This is a genomic window from uncultured Streptococcus sp. (genome assembly GCF_915066115.1).
Lineage (GTDB): Bacteria > Bacillota > Bacilli > Lactobacillales > Streptococcaceae > Streptococcus.
This window is the reverse complement of record NZ_CAJZDT010000022.1, coordinates 1-19412: the sequence shown is the minus strand read 5'-3', so window position 1 is coordinate 19412 and position 19412 is coordinate 1. Positions and strand designations below refer to the sequence as shown.

15 protein-coding genes and 1 pseudogene are annotated in these 19412 nt (G+C 40.3%); 14 read left to right on the top strand and 2 right to left on the bottom strand.

Annotated features, from left to right (window positions below; translation table 11 throughout):
* A pseudogene (locus QZ565_RS02895) lies at positions 1 to 235 on the bottom strand (phospho-sugar mutase); the annotation flags it as partial.
* A gap of 153 nt (positions 236 to 388) precedes the next feature.
* Between QZ565_RS02895 and abc-f the strand changes: the two are divergent.
* From abc-f to QZ565_RS02840, 11 genes are all read left to right on the top strand, one after another.
* Positions 389 to 2290, top strand: coding sequence for a ribosomal protection-like ABC-F family protein (abc-f, locus tag QZ565_RS02890; RefSeq protein WP_295525297.1), 1902 nt, complete (start codon positions 389 to 391; stop codon positions 2288 to 2290).
* 2 nt (positions 2291 to 2292) lie between these two features.
* On the top strand, positions 2293 to 3156 hold the full coding sequence (locus QZ565_RS02885; RefSeq protein WP_295525293.1) for a MutR family transcriptional regulator: 864 nt from the start codon (positions 2293 to 2295) through the stop codon (positions 3154 to 3156).
* 79 nt (positions 3157 to 3235) lie between these two features.
* On the top strand, positions 3236 to 4414 hold the full coding sequence (locus QZ565_RS02880) for an MFS transporter (RefSeq protein WP_295525291.1): 1179 nt from the start codon (positions 3236 to 3238) through the stop codon (positions 4412 to 4414).
* A gap of 92 nt (positions 4415 to 4506) precedes the next feature.
* Positions 4507 to 6465, top strand: a complete 1959-nt coding sequence (ligA, locus tag QZ565_RS02875) for an NAD-dependent DNA ligase LigA (RefSeq protein ID WP_295525287.1) — start codon at positions 4507 to 4509, stop codon at positions 6463 to 6465.
* A 117-nt stretch (positions 6466 to 6582) separates the two neighbouring features.
* Positions 6583 to 8862 carry a type I pullulanase gene (gene pulA / locus QZ565_RS02870; protein WP_295525284.1) on the top strand — a complete coding sequence of 760 codons (2280 nt, stop codon included), beginning with the start codon at positions 6583 to 6585 and terminating at the stop codon, positions 8860 to 8862.
* Between the two features lie 313 nt (positions 8863 to 9175).
* Complete coding sequence (gene glgB / locus QZ565_RS02865; protein WP_295525281.1) at positions 9176 to 11104, top strand: 1,4-alpha-glucan branching protein GlgB; 1929 nt, start codon at positions 9176 to 9178, stop codon at positions 11102 to 11104.
* Positions 11094 to 12236, top strand: a complete 1143-nt coding sequence (locus tag QZ565_RS02860; protein WP_020902830.1) for a glucose-1-phosphate adenylyltransferase — start codon at positions 11094 to 11096, stop codon at positions 12234 to 12236. Before glgB ends, QZ565_RS02860 begins: the two co-directional genes overlap by 11 nt.
* Positions 12226 to 13365: a glucose-1-phosphate adenylyltransferase subunit GlgD gene (gene glgD / locus QZ565_RS02855; RefSeq protein ID WP_295525277.1), complete on the top strand. Its 1140-nt coding sequence runs from the start codon at positions 12226 to 12228 to the stop codon at positions 13363 to 13365. The genes QZ565_RS02860 and glgD overlap by 11 nt, the downstream gene beginning before the upstream one ends.
* On the top strand, positions 13362 to 14795 hold the full coding sequence (glgA, locus tag QZ565_RS02850) for a glycogen synthase GlgA (RefSeq protein ID WP_295525275.1): 1434 nt from the start codon (positions 13362 to 13364) through the stop codon (positions 14793 to 14795). Before glgD ends, glgA begins: the two co-directional genes overlap by 4 nt.
* A 58-nt stretch (positions 14796 to 14853) precedes the next feature.
* The gene (serB, locus tag QZ565_RS02845; protein ID WP_295525272.1) at positions 14854 to 15498 is read left to right on the top strand and encodes a phosphoserine phosphatase SerB; all 645 of its coding nucleotides are present in this window, start codon (positions 14854 to 14856) and stop codon (positions 15496 to 15498) included.
* An 8-nt stretch (positions 15499 to 15506) separates the two neighbouring features.
* Positions 15507 to 16622, top strand: coding sequence for a glycerate kinase (locus QZ565_RS02840; RefSeq protein ID WP_295525269.1), 1116 nt, complete (start codon positions 15507 to 15509; stop codon positions 16620 to 16622).
* Here QZ565_RS02840 and QZ565_RS02835 read toward each other — a convergent pair.
* The gene (locus QZ565_RS02835) at positions 16619 to 17065 is read right to left on the bottom strand and encodes a DUF1694 domain-containing protein (protein ID WP_070479086.1); all 447 of its coding nucleotides are present in this window, start codon (positions 17063 to 17065) and stop codon (positions 16619 to 16621) included. The two genes, QZ565_RS02840 and QZ565_RS02835, sit on opposite strands and share 4 nt — an antisense overlap.
* Positions 17066 to 17228: 163 nt before the next feature.
* Between QZ565_RS02835 and eno the strand changes: the two genes are divergently transcribed.
* From eno to QZ565_RS02820, 3 genes are all read left to right on the top strand, one after another.
* On the top strand, positions 17229 to 18533 hold the full coding sequence (gene eno, locus QZ565_RS02830; RefSeq protein WP_000022813.1) for a surface-displayed alpha-enolase: 1305 nt from the start codon (positions 17229 to 17231) through the stop codon (positions 18531 to 18533).
* A 126-nt stretch (positions 18534 to 18659) separates the two neighbouring features.
* Positions 18660 to 19154 carry a YkgJ family cysteine cluster protein gene (locus tag QZ565_RS02825; protein ID WP_000031466.1) on the top strand — a complete coding sequence of 165 codons (495 nt, stop codon included), beginning with the start codon at positions 18660 to 18662 and terminating at the stop codon, positions 19152 to 19154.
* Positions 19155 to 19210: 56 nt separating this feature from the next.
* The coding region (locus tag QZ565_RS02820) for a ClbS/DfsB family four-helix bundle protein (RefSeq protein WP_295525263.1) at positions 19211 to 19412 on the top strand (202 nt) is incomplete at its 3' end.

The following is a 19412-nucleotide window of genomic DNA, read 5'->3' as shown; positions in this document are numbered from 1 at the left end:
CACCTTTTGACTCAATCAAACGAGCCAATCCTTCAGTTGCTTGGCGAACAACGTAGATGTTGATGCGGTTTGTACCAGCACCAATCAGGCCACGCATACCTGCAGTACCAAATTCAAGATTTGTATAGAAGGCATCTTCCTTTGTTTTTTCGTCCATATTTTCCAAATCTTGACGAAGGTAGTCAGGAAGCTCCGCAAAATCAACCCATTTCTGGTAATTTTCTTGGTAAGACATTGAAATTCTCCTTTTTGTAAATTGTTTTAACCGTTCACATTATAGCACTTTTTAGCGTTTTAGTAAAACGGTAGCATAATTTTCAGAAAAGTAGTGACATATGCCTGTTTATCAAGTCTTGAATGCCTTAGGGAAACATGCTATACTACTTGTATGATTATTTTACAAGCTAATAAAATTGAACGTTCTTTTGCAGGAGAGGTTCTTTTTGATAATATCAATTTGCAGGTAGATGAACGCGATCGGATTGCTCTGGTTGGAAGAAATGGGGCAGGAAAGTCCACTCTTTTGAAGATTTTGGTTGGAGAAGAGGAGCCAACTAGTGGAGAAATCAATAAGAAAAAAGATATTTCTCTGTCTTACCTAGCCCAAGATAGCCGTTTTGAGTCTGAAAATACCATCTACGATGAGATGCTTCATGTCTTTGATGACCTGCGTCGAACCGAGAAACAACTTCGTCAGATGGAGTTGGAGATGGGTGAAAAGTCTGGTGATGATTTGGATAAACTGATGTCAGATTACGACCGCTTATCTGAGAATTTCCGTCAAGCAGGCGGCTTTACCTATGAAGCAGATATTCGAGCAATTTTAAATGGATTCAAGTTTGACGAATCTATGTGGCAGATGAAAATTGCCGAGCTTTCTGGTGGCCAGAACACACGTCTGGCGCTAGCTAAAATGCTTCTTGAAAAGCCAAATCTCTTGGTCTTGGACGAGCCAACCAACCACTTGGATATTGAAACCATTGCCTGGCTAGAGAATTACTTGGTAAATTATAGCGGTGCCCTTATTATCGTCAGCCATGACCGTTATTTCTTGGACAAGGTTGCGACGATTACGCTAGATTTGACCAAGCATTCTTTGGATCGTTATGTTGGGAATTACTCTCGTTTTGTTGAGTTGAAAGAGCAGAAGCTAGCTACTGAAGCAAAAAACTATGAAAAGCAGCAGAAGGAGATCGCTGCTCTGGAAGACTTTGTCAACCGCAATCTAGTCCGAGCTTCAACGACTAAACGTGCCCAATCCCGTCGTAAACAACTGGAAAAAATGGAGCGTTTAGACAAGCCTGAAGCTGGCAAGAAATCAGCCAATATGACCTTCCAGTCTGAAAAAACGTCGGGTAATGTTGTATTGACTGTTGAAAATGCGGCTATTGGCTATGATGGGGAAATATTGTCAGAGCCTATCAACCTAGATCTTCGTAAGATGAATGCTGTCGCTATCGTCGGCCCAAATGGTATTGGGAAATCAACCTTTATCAAGTCTATTGTGGATCAGATTCCTTTTATCAAGGGTGAGAAGCGATTTGGAGCTAATGTTGAGGTTGGCTACTATGATCAGACTCAAAGCAAGCTAACACCAAGTAATTCTGTTCTGGATGAACTCTGGAATGATTTTAAATTGACACCTGAAGTTGAAATTCGTAACCGCCTCGGTGCCTTCCTTTTCTCAGGAGATGATGTTAAAAAATCAGTCGGCATGTTGTCAGGTGGCGAGAAAGCTCGTTTGCTTTTGGCTAAATTGTCTATGGAAAACAACAACTTCCTGATCCTTGACGAGCCAACTAACCACTTGGATATTGATAGCAAGGAAGTGTTGGAAAATGCCTTGATTGACTTTGATGGAACCTTGCTTTTTGTCAGCCATGACCGTTACTTTATCAATCGTGTGGCAACTCATGTACTAGAATTATCTGAAAATGGCTCAACTCTCTATCTTGGAGATTACGACTACTATGTTGAGAAGAAAGCAGAAGTAGAAATGACTCAGACTGAGGAAGCTTCAACTAGCAATCAAGCAAAAGAAGTAAGTCCAGTTAATGACTATCAAGCTCAGAAAGAAAGTCAAAAAGAAGTTCGAAAACTTATGAGACAAATTGAAAGTCTAGAAACTGAAATCGAAGAGTTAGAAAGTCAAAGCCAAGCCATTTCTGAACAAATGTTGGAAACAAACGATGCAGGTAAACTCATGGAATTGCAGGCTGAGCTGGACAAAATCAGCCACCGTCAGGAAGAAGCCTTGCTTGAGTGGGAAGAATTATCAGAGCAGGTGTAAAGATGGAACATCTTGGAAAAGTATTTCGTGAATTTCGGACAAGTGGCAATTATTCCTTAAAGGAGGCGGCAGGAGAGTCCTGTTCAACTTCTCAGTTATCTCGCTTTGAGCTTGGGGAGTCTGACCTAGCGGTCTCACGTTTCTTTGAGATTTTGGATAACATTCATGTAACAATCGAAAATTTCATGGATAAGGCAAGGAATTTTCATAATCATGAACATGTTGCTATGATGGGACAAATTGTGCCACTTTACTACTCAAATGATATTGCAGGTTTTCAAAAGCTTCAAAGTGAACAACTTGAAAAGGCTAAGAGTTCGGCGACTCCCCTTTATTTTGAGTTGAACTGGATTTTGCTACAAGGTCTGATTTGTCAAAGAGATTCGAGTTATGATATGAAGCAGGATGATTTAGATAAGGTAGCAGATTATCTCTTTAAAACAGAAGAATGGACCATGTATGAGTTGATTCTTTTCGGGAACCTCTATAGTTTCTACGATGTAGACTATGTCACTCGGATTGGTAGGGAAGTTATAGAGAGGGAGGAATTTTACCAAGAGATTGGTCGCCATAAGAGATTGGTTTTGATTTTGGCCCTCAATTGTTACCAGCATTGTTTAGAGCATGCTTCTTTTGATAATGCAAGCTATTTTGAGACTTATACAGAGAAGATTATTGGTAAAGGTATTAAGCTTTATGAGCGTAATGTTTTCCATTATTTAAAAGGTTTTGCCTTGTACCAAAAAGGACAGTGTAAAGAAGGTTGTAAGCAGATGCAAGAGGCCATGCATATTTTTGATGTGTTAGGTCTTCCTGAGCAAGTAGCCTACTATCAGGAACACTACGAAAAATTTGTCAAAGATTAATTTTCCCAAATAAGGGAAAAATGAAAAAGCTCCTTTCGGTTTTGATACAATAGTTTCAAAATTTGAGAGGAGTTTTTATATGAATCGCTATGCCGTACAGTTGATTAGCCGTGGAGCTGTTAACAAGATAGGGAATATGCTATATGATTATGGAAATAGTGTCTGGTTGGCTTCCATGGGGACTATCGGACAGACAGTTTTAGGAATGTATCAGATTTCTGAACTCGTCACATCTATTCTCGTAAATCCCTTTGGCGGAGTCATTTCAGACCGTTTTTCTCGTCGTAAGATTTTAATGGCGGCAGATCTTGTTTGTGGGATTCTTTGTCTGGCTATTTCTTTTATAAGGAATGACAGTTGGATGATTGGAGCTTTGATTGGGGCTAATATTGTGCAGGCGATTGCCTTTGCCTTTTCTAGACCTGCAAATAAGGCCATTATCACAGAATTGGTAGAGAAGGATGAACTGGTCCTCTATAATTCTCGTTTGGAGTTGGTCTTGCAGGTTGTCAGTGTGAGTTCCCCTGTACTCTCTTTTCTGGTTTTACAATTCGCAAGTCTTCGCATTACCTTGGTATTAGATGCCCTTAGTTTTTTTCTCGCTTTTGGTTTGGTAGCCTTGCTTCCAAAGAAAGAAGAGAAGGCTTTGGGTGAGAAGAAACTCACATTTAAAGTTATTATTTCTGATATTAAGGAGGGAGTTCACTATATTGTGAAGCAAAAGGAAATCTTCTTTTTGTTAGTCATGGCTTCAAGTGTCAATTTTTTCTTCGCAGCCTTTAATTATCTCCTTCCCTTTTCAAATCAGCTTTATGGAGTTCAAGGTGCCTATGCCACTATTTTAACAATGGGTGCTATCGGATCTATTGTTGGGGCTCTGTTAGCTAGTAAGATTAAAGCTAGTATGGAAATGCTTCTGTTTTTATTGGCTCTGACTGGACTTGGAGTGATGATAATGGGATTTACTCTCCCATCCTATCTTACTTTTTTAGGAAATTTCGTTTGTGAACTCTTTATGACGATTTTTAATATTCACTTCTTTACACAGGTACAGACCAAGATTGATGGAGAATATTTGGGTAGGGTATTGAGTACCATTTTTACACTGGCAATTCTCTTTATGCCGATTGCGAAAGGTTTGATGACCTTTCTTCCAAGTGTCCATCTTTATTCTTTCTTGATTATTGGACTTGGAGTTGTCGCCTTATCCTTCTTAGCTCTAGGCTATGTACGAACTCATTTTGAAAAAGAGACATAAGTTTGCTTGGACTTCAAAAATAATTCCAATCTAAGTGTTTTTTCCGCCCTTCTCGTTTGTGAGAAGGGCTTAATTTATGGTAAAATAGTTTTATGAATAAAAGAATGAATGAGTTGGTCGCCTTGCTCAATCGCTATGCGACTGAGTACTATACCAGCGATAATCCCTCGGTTTCAGACAGTGAGTATGATCGCCTTTACCGAGAGTTGGTTGAGTTAGAAACTGCCTATCCAGATCAAGTGCTAGCAGACAGTCCTACCCATCGTGTTGGTGGCAAGGTTTTAGATGGTTTTGAAAAATACAGTCATCAGTATCCTCTTTATAGTTTGCAGGATGCTTTTTCACGTGAGGAGCTTGAAGCTTTTGACGCGCGTGTTCGTAAGGAAGTGGTTCATCCAACCTATATTTGTGAGCTGAAAATCGATGGCTTGTCTATCTCGCTTACTTATGAAAAGGGGATTTTGGTTGCTGGGGCAACACGTGGTGATGGTTCTGTTGGGGAGAATATAACAGAAAATCTTAAGCGTGTTAAGGACATTCCTTTGACCTTGCCAGAAGAACTAGATATCACGGTTCGTGGGGAATGTTATATGCCACGCGCTTCTTTTGACCAGGTTAACCAAGCTCGCCAAGAAAATGGAGAGCCTGAATTTGCCAATCCTCGTAATGCGGCAGCAGGCACTCTGCGACAGTTGGATACAGCAGTAGTTGCCACGCGCAATCTTGCGACTTTCCTCTATCAAGAAGCCAGCCCTTCAACTCGTGATAGTCAAGAAAAGGTTTTGAAGCACCTAGAACAGCTTGGTTTTGTGGTCAATCCTAAGCGAATCTTGGCTGAAAATATAGATGAAATCTGGAATTTTATCCAAGAAGTAGGAGAGGAACGGGAGAATCTGCCTTATGATATCGATGGGGTGGTGATCAAGGTCAATGATTTAGCAAGCCAAGAAGAACTCGGTTTTACCGTCAAGGCTCCAAAGTGGGCAGTAGCCTACAAGTTTCCTGCTGAGGAAAAAGAAGCTAAACTCTTATCAGTTGATTGGACAGTAGGTCGTACTGGAGTTGTCACGCCAACTGCAAATCTCACACCAGTACAACTAGCTGGTACGACTGTTAGCCGTGCGACCCTGCACAATGTGGATTATATTGCTGAAAAAGATATCCGCAAAGACGATACGGTTATCGTTTATAAGGCTGGTGACATCATCCCTGCTGTTTTGCGTGTGGTAGAGTCTAAACGTCTTTCTGAAGAAAAACTAGATATTCCATCACATTGCCCAAGTTGTGACAGTCACTTGCTTCATTTTGAAGATGAGGTGGCTCTCCGTTGTATCAATCCACGTTGCCCTGCCCAAATTATGGAAGGTTTGATTCACTTTGCTTCTCGAGATACTATGAATATTACAGGACTTGGTCCATCTATTGTTGAGAAGCTTTTCGCTGCTAATTTAGTCAAGGATGTGGCGGATATTTACCGTTTGAAAGAAGAAGATTTCCTCCTTTTAGAGGGGGTTAAGGAAAAGTCTGCTGCTAAACTGTATCAGGCCATCCAAGCATCTAAGGAAAATTCTGCTGAAAAGCTCTTGTTTGGTTTGGGAATTCGCCATGTCGGAAGTAAGGCCAGTCAGCTGTTACTCCAACATTTCCATTCGATTGAAAATCTGGCTCAGGCAGATCCAGAGGAAGTGGCTAGTATTGAAAGTCTAGGTGGCGTGATTGCCAAAAGTCTTCAGACTTACTTTGCGACTGAGGGCTCTGAAATTCTCCTCAGAGAATTAAAAGAATCTGGAGTCAATCTGGACTATAAAGGACAGACGGTAGTAGCGGATGCAGTCTTGTCAGGTTTGACAGTGGTATTGACTGGGAAATTGGAACGTCTCAAGCGCTCAGAAGCTAAAAGTAAACTCGAAAGTCTGGGTGCCAAAGTAACAGGCAGCGTTTCTAAAAAGACCGACCTCGTCGTGGCTGGTGCAGATGCTGGAAGCAAACTGCAAAAAGCACAAGAACTTGGTATTGAGGTTCGAGACGAAGCTTGGCTAGAAAGTCTGTAATGATCGTTTAAAAACAGAGTTTGGACAGTTTGACAATGTTTGTTAGTCGTGACAAAGTCGGTCAAGAATTTATTAATGAAATAGAAAGAAAATAAGAATTAAAAGGAAAAATAAAAAATGTATAACTACCCTATGCGCATTCATTACCATCGCAAGAATGGTGAATACGACACTTGCTCTTTTGTAAAAAGTCAAGACCAGCGAATCGATTTGCTGACCTACAAAGAAGATTATTTTGGTGCCTTATTTAGTTTTGAACATCCAAGCGCTCATCCCCTAGAAAGCTTGAATTTTGTGGTTCATACAGGACAAACCAGTAAAGAATATGCAATCCGTTTCAATCACTACCCTCTTTTAACAGAGGTCTGGATTTTGGAAGGTGATGATAGGATTTATTATTCTGAAAATCCTGCTATTGCAAGTCCTTTCTATAAAAATCAAAATCCATTTGCCTTTGATAAGGCTATTAACAGTGCCAGTTTTGACCATCATTGGGGTTACCAAGGGGAATTGGGGTGCCGTGTAGAGGACAATCAGGCTAATTTTGCCCTTTGGGCTCCTACAGCTACAGAAGTGCAGGTTGTTGTTTATGAATCAGCTACTAATGATGCACCTGTTTGGAAAACATTTGATATGGAAAGAGGCAATAGCTACTCTTATAATCATAAGGATAATACAATCGGTGTCTGGAGTTTGGATGTTGAGGAAAATTTGACTGGTAAGGCTTATCAGTATCAGGTCCAATTCCCTCATCACCAAAGTCTTACTCGCGACCCATACACTATTGCAACCAGTCCTGATGGCAAACGTTCAGCTATTCTGAGCTTTGAAGAAAAGCAAGTTGCAAACTTTGAGGTCAAGCACGGTTCTGATGCTACTTGGCGTTTGACAAATCCATGTAAGGCAGTTATTTGTGAAATGCACATTCGTGATTTGACTAAATCACCGACATCAGGTGTAGATGAACATCTTAGAGGAACTTTCTTGGGTGCTGCCCAGACTGGAACGGTTAACCAGTACGGTCAGTCAACTGCTTTTGATTACATCAAGAAGCTGGGATATAATTATGTTCAATTGCAACCAATTGCAGACCGTCATAAAGAGTATGATGCAGATGGGAATGTAACCTACAACTGGGGTTATGACCCACAAAACTATAACGCACCAGAAACGAGCCTTTCAACTAATCCAGAGGATCCAGCACAGGTCATTCGTGATTTGAAGACCATGGTTCAAGCCTATCATGATGCGGGTATTGGTGTCATTATGGATGTGGTTTATAACCATACCTTCTCAGTTGTTGATGCACCTTTCCAAACAACTGTCCCTGATTACTATTATCGTATGAATCCAGACGGTACCTTCCAAAATGGAACGGGTGTCGGAAATGAGACAGCCAGTGAACACGAAATGTTCCGCAAATATATGATTGATTCTCTCCTATACTGGGTGCAGGAATACAATATCGACGGCTTCCGTTTTGATTTGATGGGGATTCATGATGTCAAGACCATGCAGATGATTCGTCAGAGTTTGGATGAAATCGACCCTAACATTATCCTCTATGGAGAAGGTTGGGATATGGGAACAGGTCTTGCTCCTTATGATAAGGCCAAGAAAGACAATGCCTACCAGATGCCAAATATTGGTTTCTTTAATGACAATCAGCGTGATGCTGTAAAAGGTGGAGAAGTTTATGGTGCTATCAAGTCAGGTTTTGTCAGCGGTGCTGCTACAGAGCCAATTCTAGCCAAAGCAATCCTAGGCAGTCGTGAATTAGGAACCTATACACATCCAAATCAGGTGCTTAACTATGTAGAAGCCCATGACAATTACAATCTTCACGATTTGTTGGCAACCCTACATCCAGACCAAAGTTCAGAGCAAATCATGCGCAAGGTCGAAACTGCCACAGCTATGAACCTACTCATGCAAGGGATGGCCTTTATGGAAATCGGTCAAGAATTTGGTCGTACCAAACTAGTTGCGACTGGTGAAAATGGTGAGCTGACCCATGATGATAGAGAGCGTGCTATGAATAGCTATAATGCTCCTGACAGCGTGAATCAAGTGAACTGGGACTTGCTTAATGAGCGTCAAGACAGTATTGAGTTTATTCGTCAGATAATTCGATTGAAGACAGAAAGCAGTGCCTTTTCTTACCCTACTTATGATGACATTTACCATCATGTCTTTGTTCATTCAGCCCGCGAACATAGCGGTTGGATTGTCTATGAGATTCATGGGGAAGAACACCTATTGGTTGTCTTTAATGCTAAAGGGCAAGACTTCCAGTTTGAAAATGCTGGAAATCTAGAACTGTTGTTGACCAATAGCCATTTAAGTGATAAAGACATGGTTGGTGGCGTCAGTGCCAGCGTCTTTAAAGTTTTGTAGAATAGATTTACAATTTAAATTCATTTGTGGCGCTTTATCTATCAATAAAATCAGGAGATTCGTTTCCTGATTTATTTTTTTACTTAAAATTATATTTTTGTTAGCTAAATAACGAACTTTATGATAGTATTATAAAAAAACAATTCGTTTTCAAAGCGTTTCTGAAAATTTCTTGATTTACAAGTGAACACATCAGTGAATTTGTTGAAGACTTTCAAAAGATTTTTTTGCAAATTCCGTAATTTACTTGAATCTTCCCTAAAAAGGTAGTATAATAAATCTATAGAAAACGCTTACAGAATTAGGAGGGTGTATGGATAAGAATAATGCTTTAAAAACCTTTATGACAGGTGAAAATTTTCACCTCCAGCACTATCTGGGAGCTCATAGGGAAGAAAAAAATGGTGTGTATGGCTACACTTTTCGTGTATGGGCACCCAATGCTCAGGCTGTTCACTTGGTAGGGGATTTCACCAATTGGGTTGAAAATCAAATTCTGATGGAACGGAATGAATTTGGAGTCTGGGAAGTCTTTACAAGTTCTGCTCATGAAGGTCAAATTTACAAGTATCATATCACACGTGCAAATGGTCATCAGCTGATGAAAATTGATCCTTTGGCTGTAAGGTATGAGGCACGTCCGGGTACTGGGGCTATTTTAACAGAAATCCCAGAGAAAAAATGGAAGGATGGTCTCTGGCTAGCCCGTAGAAAACGCTTGAGCTTTGAAGAGCGTCCTGTCAATATTTACGAGGCTCATGCTGGGTCTTGGAAGAGAAATCCGGATGGCAGTCCCTATAGTTTTGCTCAATTGAAAGATGAACTCATTCCTTACTTGGTTGAGATGAATTATACTCACATTGAATTTATGCCCCTGATGTCTCACCCACTAGGTTTGAGTTGGGGCTATCAGCTTATGGGTTACTTTGCTTTAGAGCATGCCTATGGTCGTCCTGAAGAGTTTCAAGATTTTGTTGAGGAATGTCACTTAAACAATATAGGCGTTATCGTAGACTGGGTACCTGGTCACTTTACTATTAATGATGATGCCTTGGCTTATTATGATGGAACACCGACTTTTGAATACCAAGACCATAATAAGGCTCATAACTACGGTTGGGGAGCACTTAATTTTGACCTTGGAAAGAATGAAGTCCAGTCTTTCTTGATCTCTAGTATTAAGTTCTGGATTGATTTTTATCATTTAGATGGTATTCGCGTGGATGCGGTTAGCAACATGCTCTATCTTGACTACGATGATGCTCCATGGACTCCTAATAAAGATGGTGGCAATCTCAACTATGAAGGTTATTATTTCCTTCAACGCTTGAATGATGTGATTAAACTAGTTCATCCAGACGTTATGATGATAGCTGAGGAAAGTTCATCAGCTACTCAGATTACTGACACTAAGGATTCAGATGGTCTAGGATTTGACTATAAATGGAATATGGGTTGGATGAATGATATCCTCCGATTCTACGAAGAAGATCCGATTTATCGTAAATACGACTTTAACCTGGTGACTTTCAGCTTTATGTACGTCTTCAAGGAGAATTATCTCCTACCATTCTCACACGATGAAGTGGTTCATGGCAAGAAGAGTATGATGCACAAGATGTGGGGAGATCGTTATAATCAATTCGCAGGCTTGCGCAATCTCTATACTTACCAAATTTGTCACCCTGGTAAGAAATTGCTCTTCATGGGTAGTGAATATGGGCAATTCCTAGAATGGAAATCTGAAGAACAGTTGGAATGGTCAAATCTAGAAGATCCAATGAATGCTAAGATGAAGTATTTCACTTCTCAGCTAAATCAGTTTTACAAAGACCACCGCTGTCTGTGGGAAATTGATACCAGCTATGATGGTATTGAAATCATTGATGCGGATAATCGAGACCAGAGTGTTCTTTCCTTCATCCGTAAGGGTAAGAAGGATGATATGTTAGTCTGTATCTTTAATATGGCACCTGTTGAACGAAAAGATTTTACAATCGGACTTCCTGTTGCAGGGATTTACGAAGAAGTCTGGAATACTGAGTTAGAAGAGTGGGGAGGCGTTTGGAAAGAACATAATCAAACTGTGCAAACGCAAGAAGGACTATGGAAAGATTATGAGCAGACCTTGACCTTTACCCTACCGGCTATGGGAGCAAGTGTTTGGAAAATCAAACGTCGCTTGAAACCTACTAAAACCGTCACAAGTAAAAACCAAAAAGGAGTAGAAAATGAAGAATGAAATGTTAGCTTTGATTCTTGCTGGTGGGCAAGGAACTCGTCTCGGTAAACTCACTCAAAGCATCGCAAAACCAGCTGTGCAATTTGGTGGGCGCTACCGTATCATTGACTTTGCTCTTTCAAACTGTGCCAACTCAGGCATCAACAATGTTGGAGTCATTACACAGTACCAACCACTTGCTCTCAACAACCATATCGGGAATGGTTCAAGCTGGGGACTAGATGGTATCAATTCTGGTGTCTCTATTCTTCAACCTTATTCTGCAAGTGAAGGAAATCGTTGGTTTGAGGGGACTAGCCACGCCATTTACCAAAATATTGATTATATCGACAGTGTCAACCCTGAGTATGTCTTGATTCTGTCTGGGGACCACATCTATAAAATGGACTATGATGATATGCTCCAGTCTCACAAGGATAATAATGCCAGTTTGACAGTAGCAGTTCTTGATGTTCCTCTTAAGGAAGCTAGCCGTTTTGGTATCATGAATACAGATGCAAACAATCGTATTGTTGAATTTGAAGAAAAACCAGCTCAACCTAAATCTACAAAAGCTTCTATGGGAATTTACATTTTTGATTGGCAACGTCTGCGCAATATGCTCGTTGCTGCTGAAAAGAGCAATGTCGATATGTCAGACTTCGGTAAGAATGTCATTCCAAATTACCTTGAGTCAGGTGAAAGTGTTTATGCCTACGAATTTAATGGTTACTGGAAAGATGTTGGTACGATTGAGTCTCTTTGGGAAGCTAACATGGAATATATTTCACCAGAAAATGCCTTGGATAGCCGTAACCGTCAATGGAAGATTTACTCAAGAAACTTAATTTCACCACCAAACTTCCTTGGGGCAAATGCTCATGTGGAAGATTCCTTGGTTGTCGATGGCTGTTTCGTAGATGGAACTGTTAAACATTCTATCCTCTCAACAGGTGCGCAAGTTCGCGAAGGGGCAGAAGTAGTAGATTCAGTTATCATGAGTGGTGCAATTGTTGGTCAGGGAGCTAAAATCAAACGTGCCATTATTGGTGAAGGTGCAGTTATTTCTGATGGTGTCGAAATTGATGGAACAGAAGAAGTACAAGTTGTAGGATATGATGAAGTAGTGGGGGTAGCAACAGATGAAGATTGATAAATATTCTGCCATTTTAGGAAACACAGTTGGTTTTCATGATATGTCAACACTGACAGACCACCGTCCAGTAGCTAGTTTGCCATTTGGTGGTAAATATCGCTTGATTGACTTCCCGCTTTCAAGTCTTGCTAATGCTGGTGTCCGTAGTATTTTTGGTATTTTCCAACAAGACAATATCAGCTCAGTCTTTGACCATATCCGTTCAGGACGTGAGTGGGGCTTGTCAACTCTTCTTAGCCACTATTATCTAGGTATTTACAATACTCGTGTGGAAAGTAGTACAGTTGGAAAAGAATACTACCAACAACTTCTTACTTACTTGAAACGTTCTGGCTCAAACCAAACAGTTTCACTCAACTGTGATGTTTTGATTAATATTGATTTGAACCAAGTTTTCCATCTACATAGTACAACAAAAGGGCCTATCACTGTAGTTTATAAAAAACTAGCTAAGAAAGACATTTCAGAAGTAAACGCAATCTTGGAAGTGGATGAAACAGACCATGTTCGTTCTCATAAACTCTTTGATAGTAAATCATCAGATGAAGTTTACAATATGTCGACAGATATCTTTGTCGTTGATACCCCTTGGTTGATTGAACGCTTAGAAGAAGAGGCTAAGAAAGAACATCCAGAGAAGTTGCGCTATGTTTTACGGGATTTGGCTGCAAAAGAAGGGGCTTTGGCCTACGAGTACACAGGCTACCTAGCCAACATTCATTCTGTAGAGTCTTATTATAAAGCGAATATCGATATGCTTGAATCGCAAAAGTTCTATTCTCTCTTCTCACCAAACCAAAAGATTTATACAAAGGTCAAAAACGAAGAGCCAACTTACTATGCCAATACATCTAAGGTAAGTACTTCTCAGTTTGCTTCTGGTAGTATTGTTGAAGGTCAAGTGGCTAATTCTGTTTTATCACGTAATATTCATGTCCATAAGGATAGCTTGGTTAAAGATAGCATCTTATTCCCTCGTGTTGTTATTGGAGAAGGTGCTCAGGTAGAATACGCTATATTGGACAAGGGTGTTGAAGTTGCGGATGGAGTAGTGATCCGTGGAACTGCAGAACATTCAGTCGTCGTTAAGAAAGGTGCTAAAGTAACAGAGGATATTCATTCATGAAAATTTTATTTGTAGCAGCTGAGGGTGCACCCTTTTCAAAAACAGGTGGTTTGGGGGACGTCATTGGCGCTCTTCCCAAATCACTGGTAAAAGCTGGGCATGAAGTTGCGGTTATTCTCCCCTACTATGATATGGTAGAGGCTAAATTTGGAAATCAGATTGAAGATGTTCTTCATTTTGAGGTGAGTGTTGGTTGGCGCAGGCAGTACTGTGGAATTAAGAAAACCGTCTTAAACGGTGTGACTTTCTACTTTATTGACAATCAATATTATTTCTTCCGTGGTCATGTTTACGGTGATTTTGATGACGGAGAACGCTTTGCCTTTTTCCAACTGGCTGCCATTGAGGCTATGGAAAGAATTGACTTTATTCCTGACCTTCTCCATGTTCATGACTACCATACAGCTATGATTCCTTTCTTGTTGAAGGAAAAATACCGTTGGATTCAATCCTATCAAGGAATAAAAACAGTTTTAACCATTCATAATTTAGAATTCCAGGGACAATTTTCAGAAGGAATGTTATGGGATTTGTTTGGAGTCGGCTTTGAACGTTACGCTGATGGCACCCTTCGCTGGAACAACTGTCTGAATTGGATGAAGGCAGGTATTCTCTATGCGGACCGTGTTTCAACCGTTTCACCTAGTTATGCTCATGAAATTATGACCAGTCAATTCGGATGTAACTTGGATCAAATTCTTCGAATGGAGTCTGGTAAGGTATCTGGGATCGTGAATGGGATTGATGCTGACCTTTATAATCCTCAGACGGATGCCCTATTAGACTATCATTTTAATCAGGAAGATTTGTCTGGTAAAGCCCAGAATAAGGCAAAATTGCAAGAGAGAGTAGGCTTGCCAGTTAGAGCTGACGTTCCTCTGGTGGGAATTGTTTCTCGTTTGACACGTCAAAAAGGTTTTGATGTGGTGGTGGAAAGTCTGCACCATATCTTGCAAAATGATGTTCAGATTGTTCTTTTAGGAACTGGTGATCCAGCCTTTGAAGGAGCTTTCTCATGGTTTGCTCAGATTTACCCAGACAAGCTATCAGCAAATATCACTTTTGATGTCAAACTTGCTCAAGAAATCTACGCTGCTTGTGACCTCTTCCTCATGCCGAGTCGTTTTGAACCGTGTGGCTTGTCTCAGATGATGGCTATGCGTTACGGAACCTTGCCATTGGTCCATGAAGTTGGTGGCTTGCGAGATACCGTTAAAGCCTTCAATCCAATCGAAGGAAGCGGTACTGGCTTTAGCTTTGACAATTTATCTCCTTACTGGTTAAATTGGACTTTCCAAACAGCTTTGGACTTGTATAGAAACCATCCTGATGTTTGGAGAAATCTACAAAAACAAGCTATGGAGTGTGATTTCTCGTGGGATACAGCCTGCAGGTCATACCTTGACTTGTACCATAGTTTAGTTAATTAATAGATAAAATCGTATGATGACTTCATACGATTTTTGGGCTGTTTAGAGAGGAGAACTGATGTCTCAAGTAAAAGGTTTGTGTGTTATGGATGTTGATGGAACCTTACTCCTAGAAGAAGTAATTGATCTTTTGGGAAGAGAGGCAGGTCGTGAGGAGGAAATTTCGCTGATTACAAGTCGGGCAATGAGAGGAGAGTTAGACTTTGAAACGAGTTTACGAGAGAGAGTAGCTTTGTTAAAAGGCCTCCCTGATTCGGTCTTTTATACAGTATTCAACTCTATTCATCTATCGCCAAATGCACAGAAATTTATCTTTATTCTCCAAAAGAATGGCATCCTAGTTGGTCTGGTGTCCGGTGGATTTATACCAATAGTTGATAGATTAGCAAAATCACTTGGAGTTGCCCATTTCTCTGCCAACCAACTTGAAGTCAAAGATGGTCTTTTAACTGGAAAATTGATTGGACAAATTATAAGTCCTGAGGTCAAAAAAGAGACTATGGAAAAATGGAGAGAGGAACTAAAACTTTCTAAAGAAAGAACGATTGCAATCGGTGATGGGGCCAATGACCTATTAATGTTGAAGTCATCAGGACTAGGAATTGCCTTTTGTGCCAAAGAAGTACTCAAAAAAGAAATACCGAATCATGTTGACAAGAGGGATTTTTTAGAAGTGCTTCCTTTGATTGACTGTTTAGAATGAGGGAAAATATGAAGATTGTAATTGCACCAGATTCATTTAAGGAAAGCTTGACAGCTCAACAGGTAGCTGAAGCAATAAAAAGAGGCTTCCAACAATCGATAGTAGATGTAGAATGCCTCCTCTGCCCTGTTGGTGATGGTGGCGAAGGTACAGTAGATTCCATTCGACATTCTCTTGACCTTGAAGAAAAATGGATCCAAGTGACAGGACCTTTTGGACAAAAAGAATCCATGCGCTATTTTCAAAAAAGTCAACTGGCACTATTTGAAGTTGCCGACTTGGTTGGCCTTGGAAAAATTCCGCTAGAGAAACGAAATCCACTTCAAATCCAAACTTGTGGTATTGGAGAGTTGATTCGTCATCTCATTGCTCAAGGGATTAAAGAAATCTATATCGGCGTTGGTGGCACGGCCAGTAATGACGGAGGAATTGGGATCGCTACTGGTTTAGGTTATCGATTTTATGATAGGGATGGAAATGTCTTGCCCGCTTGCGGTCAGTCCTTATTAAACTTAGCTTCTATGTCAACAGAAAATCGCTATGAAATTCCTGAAGGTGTTCAAATCCGTATTTTAGCAGATGTCGCGAGTCCCTTATGTGGTTATCAAGGTGCGACTTACACTTTTGGCAAACAAAAAGGTTTACATCCTACTATGTTTGCAGTCGTAGATCAGGCAATCCAAGATTTTTATGAAAAAGCCTCACCTGTAACATTGGAAATTAAAGGAGCAGGAGCTGGTGGAGGCATTGCTGGCGGTTTGTGTGCCTTTGCTCAAGCAAGTATCGTATCTGGAATTGATACCTGCTTGAACTTAATTAACTTTGATAAGAAAGTTTCAGATGCTGACTTGGTAGTTGTAGGAGAAGGAAGGCTAGATCGTCAAAGTTTAGCAGGTAAAGCACCTATAGGTGTTGCAAAAAGAACCCCTGTCGGAGTTCCTGTCATTGCTATTTGTGGTAATATTGCTGAGGATTTACCTTCCCTACCATTTGAAAATATCCAAGCGGCTTTTTCAATTTTGGAGAAAAGTGAACCTCTAGAAGATAGTTTGAAAAATGCCCGTCTCTATTTGGAGCACACGGCTGCCAATATAGGGCATTTATTAAATATGCACAAGATTTAGCCAAACCATTTCTTCCAGATGGATGTTTTGGCTGGTTCTTCCTTTTTATCTTCCCAAAGTTTTGCAAAAGCAAGTCGAAGGTCCTTTTCTTCTACTTGTACTGGTGCATTGCTATGAATAATCAGGCCAAAAGGAGAAGAAGTATGCTCTTCAGATACAATGGTAGCTTGACTATCAGTTTCTTTAGCTTCTTTTAAGTAGAAAACTTGCTTGTCAAATTCGATATTTGGTGAAATCTTCACAAATAGTGGCTCTGCTTTTTCCTGAAGGTTTTCTAAAATAGATAAAAAACCTTTTTCTAACTGAGGGCTATTTGCAGTATCAATATCTGCATATCCAAGAACTCTTTCCTCAAAAGTGCCAAGATAGCGTCTTTGCTCATCTGGATTTAATTTTGCTCCACCATGAGCTTTTTCAAGTAATTGTTTTGATAAATCTGTCATGAAAACAGTATATCATAAAAGTTAGAATAAAATAGACAAAAGAAAGCGATTACTTTATAAAGTTAAGGAAAATTTGCACAAAGATAACGTTTTTTCTTGAAAAAGGAGTGGTTTTAAGGTATCATAGAGGTGTAAAAAATTTAACTCATAAGGAGAGTAAAAAATGTCAATTATTACTGATGTTTACGCTCGCGAAGTCCTAGACTCACGCGGTAACCCAACACTTGAAGTAGAAGTTTACACTGAATCAGGTGCTTTCGGACGTGGTATGGTTCCATCAGGAGCTTCTACTGGTGAACACGAAGCAGTTGAACTTCGCGACGGTGACAAATCTCGTTACGGTGGTCTTGGTACACAAAAAGCTGTTGACAACGTAAACAACATCATTGCTGAAGCTATCATCGGCTACGATGTACGTGACCAACAAGCTATCGACCGTGCTATGATCGCACTTGACGGTACTCCTAACAAAGGTAAATTGGGTGCAAACGCAATCCTTGGTGTGTCTATCGCTGTAGCTCGTGCTGCTGCTGACTACCTTGAAATCCCACTTTACAGCTACCTTGGTGGATTCAACACTAAAGTTCTTCCAACTCCAATGATGAACATCATCAACGGTGGTTCTCACTCTGACGCTCCAATCGCTTTCCAAGAGTTCATGATCTTGCCAGTTGGTGCGCCAACATTTAAAGAAGCTCTTCGTTACGGTGCTGAAATCTTCCACGCTCTTAAGAAAATCCTTAAATCACGTGGTTTGGAAACTGCCGTAGGTGACGAAGGTGGATTCGCTCCTCGTTTCGAAGGAACTGAAGACGGTGTTGAAACTATCCTTGCTGCGATTGAAGCTGCTGGATATGTTCCAGGTAAAGACGTATTTATCGGATTTGACTGTGCTTCATCAGAATTCTACGATAAAGAACGTAAAGTTTACGACTACACTAAATTCGAAGGTGAAGGCGCTGCTGTTCGTACATCTGCAGAACAAATCGACTACCTTGAAGAATTGGTTAACAAATACCCAATCATCACTATCGAAGATGGTATGGATGAAAACGACTGGGATGGTTGGAAAGCTCTTACTGAACGTCTTGGTAAGAAAGTACAACTTGTTGGTGACGACTTCTTCGTAACAAACACTGACTACCTTGCACGTGGTATCCAAGAAGGTGCTGCTAACTCAATCCTTATCAAAGTTAACCAAATCGGTACTCTTACTGAAACTTTTGAAGCTATTGAAATGGCTAAAGAAGCTGGTTACACTGCCGTTGTATCACACCGTTCAGGTGAAACTGAAGATTCAACAATCGCTGACATCGCAGTTGCAACTAACGCAGGACAAATCAAGACTGGTTCACTTTCACGTACAGACCGTATCGCTAAATACAACCAATTGCTTCGTATCGAAGACCAACTTGGTGAAGTAGCTGAATACCGTGGATTGAAATCATTCTACAACTTGAAAAAATAATCGTTGATTTAACAACGTTTTAAGCCCCTCGGATTTTATCCGAAGGGCTTTTTTTCTGTTCAGGGGGCAAAAAAGGGGCAGTGTTTATGGTATAATAGACAAAAATACGTGAATTAGAAAGAAATTATGTCTAAAGAAATTGATATTGAGTATTACCACCAGCTAGCCTTGCAAAAGCAAAAGGAGCACCGTAAAATTTTAGCAAATCTAAAGAAAAAACCACCAAAAAATCTAGATAAGATAGCTCAACAGATTCACCAAGAAGTTTTTGAGGAGATTGATTGTACGGCCTGTGCCAACTGTTGCAAGACATTGGGGCCTGACTTTAAAGAAGCGGATATTACACGAATCGCCAAGTACTTTAAGATGAAATTACCTGCTTTTGAAGCAGAGTTTTTGCAAGTAGATGAAGATGGTGATAAGGTTTTTAAATCCATGCCTTGTCCCTTTCTAGGAGGAGATAATCTCTGTTCCATCTATGACGTTCGTCCAAAAGCCTGTCGAGAGTTCCCCCATACAGATCGCAAAAAGATCCATCAAATCAACCATTTGACGATTAAGAATACCTTGACCTGTCCAGCAGCCTATCTCTTTGTTGAGAAATTAAAGGATAAGTTATAGAGATTTAAAGGATCAAAATTTTTTATAATAACTAGCAATATGAAGGGAGTACTCCTATGCCTAGACGGAAAACAAAAGAGGAGCTAATGCAGGCCTCTAAGGAAAACTATGAAAAGCTCAATCGTTTCATCTCCCAACTAAGTGAAGATGAGCTACAGACTCCATTTGATTTTTCAAAAGACCAAAAGAAAAAGGAAGCCCACTGGAAGAGGGATAAGAATCTACGGGATGTCCTAATCCATCTCTATGAATGGCAGC